The organism is Allostella sp., from assembly GCF_041913585.1.
Classification (GTDB): domain Bacteria; phylum Pseudomonadota; class Alphaproteobacteria; order ATCC43930; family Allostellaceae; genus Allostella.
The window spans coordinates 1-5,126 of sequence record NZ_JAYSFE010000048.1 but is presented as its reverse complement, the minus strand read 5'-3'; the positions used below and the strand labels follow the sequence as shown (position 1 = coordinate 5,126).

The 5,126-nt window shown below is 70.4% G+C and carries 5 protein-coding genes; all 5 read left to right on the top strand.

All coding sequences use genetic code 11. The annotated features are described in order from the left end of the window. Positions 1-237 (top strand): tripartite tricarboxylate transporter TctB family protein (locus ACE3Q3_RS11215; protein ID WP_374445858.1); only part of this gene is annotated, 237 nt, incomplete at its 5' end. Continuing rightward, positions 225-1,739, top strand: a complete 1,515-nt coding sequence (locus tag ACE3Q3_RS11210; protein ID WP_374445856.1) for a tripartite tricarboxylate transporter permease — start codon at positions 225-227, stop codon at positions 1,737-1,739. The genes ACE3Q3_RS11215 and ACE3Q3_RS11210, both read left to right, overlap by 13 nt. A 16-nt stretch (positions 1,740-1,755) precedes the next feature. Next, positions 1,756-2,742, top strand: coding sequence for a Bug family tripartite tricarboxylate transporter substrate binding protein (locus ACE3Q3_RS11205; RefSeq protein WP_374445854.1), 987 nt, complete (start codon positions 1,756-1,758; stop codon positions 2,740-2,742). Between the two features lie 25 nt (positions 2,743-2,767). After that, positions 2,768-3,589 carry a D-glutamate cyclase family protein gene (locus ACE3Q3_RS11200; RefSeq protein ID WP_374445852.1) on the top strand — a complete coding sequence of 274 codons (822 nt, stop codon included), beginning with the start codon at positions 2,768-2,770 and terminating at the stop codon, positions 3,587-3,589. Between the two features lie 188 nt (positions 3,590-3,777). After that, positions 3,778-5,126 (top strand): alkaline phosphatase family protein (locus ACE3Q3_RS11195; RefSeq protein WP_374445849.1); only part of this gene is annotated, 1,349 nt, incomplete at its 3' end.

The following is a 5,126-nucleotide window of genomic DNA, read 5'->3' as shown; positions in this document are numbered from 1 at the left end:
GTCGCCTGGCGGCTCGGCCCGATCGCCGCGATCCTTGCCGGCCTCGGGGCCTTCTCCGTCCTCATCGACCCCGTCGGCCTGGTCGGCGCGACGGTGGCGCTGGTCGCCGCCGCCCGCTTCGCCGAGCGGCCGCTGCGCCCGGTCGAGACGGCGGCGCTGGCGGTCGGCGCGGCCGCCTTCAGCGCCCTCGTCTTCGTCGAACTGCTGCAGCTTCCGATCGCGCTGTGGCCGGCCTAGAGGACATCGCGAGCCATCTCGGCCTCGGCTTCGGCGTCGCGCTGACGCCGGCCAACCTCCTCTACTGCCTGCTCGGCGCGCTGCTCGGGACGCTGATCGGGGTGTTGCCGGGCCTGGGGCCGGCGACCACCATCGCCATGCTGCTGCCGGTCACCTTCCACCTGTCGCCGGTGGGCGGCCTCATCATGCTGGCCGGGATCTACTACGGCGCCCAGTATGGCGGTTCGATCACCTCGATCCTGGTCAACATCCCGGGCGAATCGTCCTCGGTCGTGACCTGCCTCGACGGCCATGCCATGACCCGTCAGGGTCGGTCCGGGTCGGCGCTGGCGACGGCGGCGCTCGGCTCCTTCGTCGCCGGCTGCGCCGCGACCCTGCTGGTCGCCCTCTTCGCGCCGCCGCTGACCGACCTCGTCCAGCTCTTCGGCGCGGCCGAGTATTTCGCGCTGATGGCGCTGGGGCTGGTCGCGGCCGTCGTGCTCGCCCAGGGCTCGGTCCTGAAGGCGCTGCTGATGATCCTGCTCGGCCTGATGCTGGGCTTCGTCGGCACCGACGTGAACAGCGGCGCCCACCGCCTGACCTTCGGGCTGGAACCGCTCGCCGACGGCATCGGCTTCATTCCGCTCGCCATGGGCGTCTTCGGCATCGCCGAGATCGCGACGCACCTCGAGCGCGCGTCGGGCGGCGGCGGGCTCGCGGCGGCCATCACCCGCCTCTGGCCGACCCGCGACGACCTCCGCCGCGCCTGGCCGGCGGTGCTGCGCGGCACCGGCGTCGGGGCGCTGCTCGGCGTCCTGCCGGGCGGCGGGGCCATCCTCGGCTCCTTCGCCGCCTACACGCTGGAGAAGCGGCTGGCGAAGGAGCCGGCGCGCTTCGGCAACGGCGCCATCGAGGGCGTGGCGGCCCCGGAATCGGCCAACAACGCCGCCGCGCAGACCTCGTTCATCCCGCTGCTGACCCTCGGCATCCCGTCCAACGGCGTGATGGCGCTGATGGTCGGCGCGATGATGATCCACGGGATCACGCCGGGACCGACCGTCATCGACCAGCAGCCCGAACTCTTCTGGGGCATCATCGCCAGCATGTGGGTGGCGAACCTGATGCTGGTCGTCATCAACCTGCCGCTCGTCGGCATCTGGGCGCGGCTGACGCGGGTGCCCTACCGCTTCCTCTTCCCGGCGGTGCTGCTGTTCTGCGCCATCGGCGCCTACAGCTACGCCCACAGCGTCTTCGACATCCTGCTGACCATGGTCTTCGGCCTGATGGGCTACGTGCTGCTGAAGCTGCGCTGCGAGCCGGCGCCGCTGCTCCTCGCCTTCGTGCTGGGCCCGATGATGGAGGAGCACCTGCGCCGCGCGCTGCTGATCGGCCGCGGCGATCCCACCGTCTTCGTCACCCGCCCGCTCAGCGCCGCCATCCTGGCGCTGGCCGCGGCGCTGCTCGTCGTCACCGTCCTGCCCGCGATCCGCGGGCTGCGACAGACCGCGTTCCGCGAGGAATAGAAGAGGAGGGCCGATCATGCCGTCGCCGTCGCAATTCGTCCGGGCCGTCGCCATCGCCGTCTGCGCCGTGCTCGCGCTGGCCGCGCCGCCGGCCGTCGCCCAGGCCTGGCCCACCAAGCCGATCACGCTCGTCGTGCCCTTCCCGGCCGGCGGCACGACCGACGTGCTCGCCCGCATCTTCGCCGAGCGCATGAGTGCCGACCTCGGCCAGCGCGTCGTCGTCGAGAACCGCGGCACCGCCGGCGGCACGACGGCGGCCGCCCACGTCGCGCGCTCGGCGCCCGACGGCTACACGCTCTTCATCAGCAACGTGTCGACCCACGCGCTGGCGCCCAACCTCTACAAGAACCTGACCTACGACACGCTGACCGCCTTCGCCCCGGTCACCCTGATGACGACCTCGGCCGGGGTGCTGATCGCCCATCCGAGCTTCAAGGCGGCGGACGCCAGGGAGCTGGTGGCGCTGGTCAAGGCGAACCCCGGCAAGTTCAACTACGCCTCGCCCGGCAACGGCACCGGCGGCCATCTCGGCATGGAGCGCTTCCGCGCCATGGCCGGGCTCGACATGGTGCATATCCCGTTCAACGGCTCCGGCCCGTCCCGCAACGCCGTGCTCGCGGGCGAGCCGCCGGTGATGTTCGAGAACATCCAGACGACGATCTCGCTGCACAAGACGGGCAAGCTGCGGGTGCTGGCGGTGGCCGCCGACCGGCGCTCGCCGGCGCTGCCGGACGTGCCGACCATGGCCGAGCAGGGCTTCCCGCTCAACGTCTCGTCCTGGACCGCCTTCTTCGTCCCGGCCGGCACGCCGCAGCCGGTCATCGACCGCATCCACAAGAGCGCCGTCGCGGCACTCCGCCACGAGGACACCCAGCGCCGCCTCGCCGACCTCAGCACCGAGAGCGTCGGCTCGACGCCGGCGGAGCTCGCGGCCTTCGTCAAGTCCGAGTACGACGGCTGGGGCGGGATCATCCGCAGCCTTGGCCTGAAGATCGACAACTGAGCCGCCGGGGAAGGGGAACATCGCCATGAACGCCGTCGACGCCCCCGTGCTCGCGCGCGAGCCGACGCTCGAGGAATATGGCCGCATGTCGCCGGCCGCGGTGCGCCAGGTGATGCGCGAGAACCGCTTCACGCTCCGCACCACGCGCAACGTCGCGCTCGGGCACGTCCAGTGTGCGCTGGTCGTCCTGCCGAAATCGCTGGCCTTCGACTTCCTGCTCTTCTGCCAGCGCAACCAGCGTCCCTGCCCGGTGCTCGACGTCACCGACCCGGGCGATCCCGAGCCCCGGCGGATCGCGCCCGGCGCCGACCTGCGCACCGACAGCCCCGGCTACTCGGTCTATCGCAACGGCGTTCTCGAAGGGTATCGCACCGACATCGTCGACCTCTGGCGGGACGACTCGGTCGCCTTCTGCATCGGCTCCAACACCTCCTGCGACCTGGCGCTGCGACGGGCGGGCGTGCAGACCGAGCGCAACCGCTGGGTCCTGAAGACGTCGGTCCCGACCGAGCCGGCGGGGCCGTTCCACGGGCCGCTCGTCGTCACCATGCGCTGGCTGACGCCGAAGGAGGCGCTGATCGCGACCCAGCTCACCGGGCGGTTCCCCTTCAACCACGGCGCGCCGATCCATATCGGCGATCCCGCGGCGCTCGGCTGCGACCTCGAGCGGCCGATGATGGGCGATCCGGTGCCGCCGATCCCCAAGGACGTGGTGCCTGTCTTCTGGGCATGCAGCATGACGCCCCAGGCCGTGGCCGAGGTATCCGGAATCGAGCTGATGATCACCTCGGCCCCCTCCAAGGGGCTGATCTCCGACCTCGAATCCGACAAGGTCTGCGCGCCCTGACGGCGGCGGGAGCACGCGATGCGTGCCGATCGGGCGGGCCTCGCCCCGAGAGAGGGGCGAGGCCCGCGATTGCTGAAAAAAGGTGCAGCAGCCGAACGAAATTTCACTGTCATAAATTCGTCAAGAATATGTAGGCTGCCGCTGATAAGAGGCGTTCACCGCCGTAGCCGGGGAGAGGCGACGTACCCATGGGCCGACCGAAGAACGTGCTGCTGATCGTCGTCGATCAGTGGCGCGGCGACCACATTCCGTGTCTCGGAATGGAGAACCTGCGCACGCCGAACCTCGACCGGCTGTGCCGCGAGGGCGTGACCTTCCGCAACCACTTCACCCAGACCGCGCCCTGCGGTCCGGCGCGGGCCTCGCTGCTCACCGGCCTCTACCAGATGAACCATCGGGCGGTGCAGAACACGATCCCGCTCGACGACCGCCACGACACGCTGGGCCGCGCGTTGCGCCGCATCGGCTACGATCCGGCGCTGGTCGGCTACACGACGACGACGCCCGATCCGCGCACCACCGGCCCCGACGATCCGCGCTTCAAGATCCTGGGCGACCTGATGGACGGGTTTCGCTCGGTCGGGCCGTTCGAGCCGGCGATGGACGGCTATTTCGGCTGGGTCGCGGGCAAGGACTTCCCGCTGCCGCAGCCGCGTGCCGACATCTGGATGCCCGAGGGCGACGATGCCGTGCCCGGCCCGACCGCCCGGCCGTCGCGGATCCCGCGCGAACTCAGCGACACCGCCTACTTCACCGACCGCGGCCTGACCTATCTCAAGGGCCGGCGCGACGGGAACTGGTTCCTCCATCTCGGCTACTACCGGCCGCACCCGCAGTTCATCGCGCCGGCGCCCTACAACGCCATGTACGACGCGGCCGACATGCCCTCGCCGGTGCGCGCCGCCTCGCCGGCCGAGGAGGCGCGGCAGCATCCGCTGCTCGACTTCTACGTCAACCACATCGGCAAGAGCGGCTTCTTCCAGAACGCCAAGGGCTTCGCCAAGGACCTGAGCGACGCCGAAGTGCGGCAGATGCGGGCCACCTACCGCGCCCTGATGACCGAGATCGACGACCATCTCGGCCGGGTCTTCGCCTTCCTCGAGGAGACCGGGCAGTGGGAGGACACGCTGATCCTCTTCACCTGCGACCATGGCGAGCAGCTCGGCGACCACCACATGCTGGGCAAGATCGGGTACTTCGACGAGAGCTTCCGCATTCCGATGGTCCTGCGCGATCCGTCGCCGGAGGCGGACGCGACCCGCGGCACCATCGTCGACGACTTCTCGGAGACGATCGACACCTTTCCCACGATCATGGAGTGGCTCGGCGCCCCGATCCCGCGCCAGTGCGACGGCCGCAGCCTCCTGCCCTTCGCGCGCCAGGGAAGGCCGGCCGACTGGCGGACCGAGGTCCATTACGAGTTCGACTTCCGCGACATCTTCTACTCGCAGCCGGAGACCGCGCTCGGCCTCCACATGGACGAGTGCTCGCTCGCCGTGGTCCAGGACCACGACTACAAGTACGTCCATTTCCCGGC

What these genes read in the sequence shown, in the direction of transcription:
- ACE3Q3_RS11200 (WP_374445852.1), top strand. Translation starts at nt 2,768, where the DNA reads ATGAACGCCGTCGACGCCCCCGTGCTCGCGCGCGAGCCGACGCTCGAG.
- ACE3Q3_RS11205 (WP_374445854.1), top strand. Translation starts at nt 1,756, where the DNA reads ATGCCGTCGCCGTCGCAATTCGTCCGGGCCGTCGCCATCGCCGTCTGC.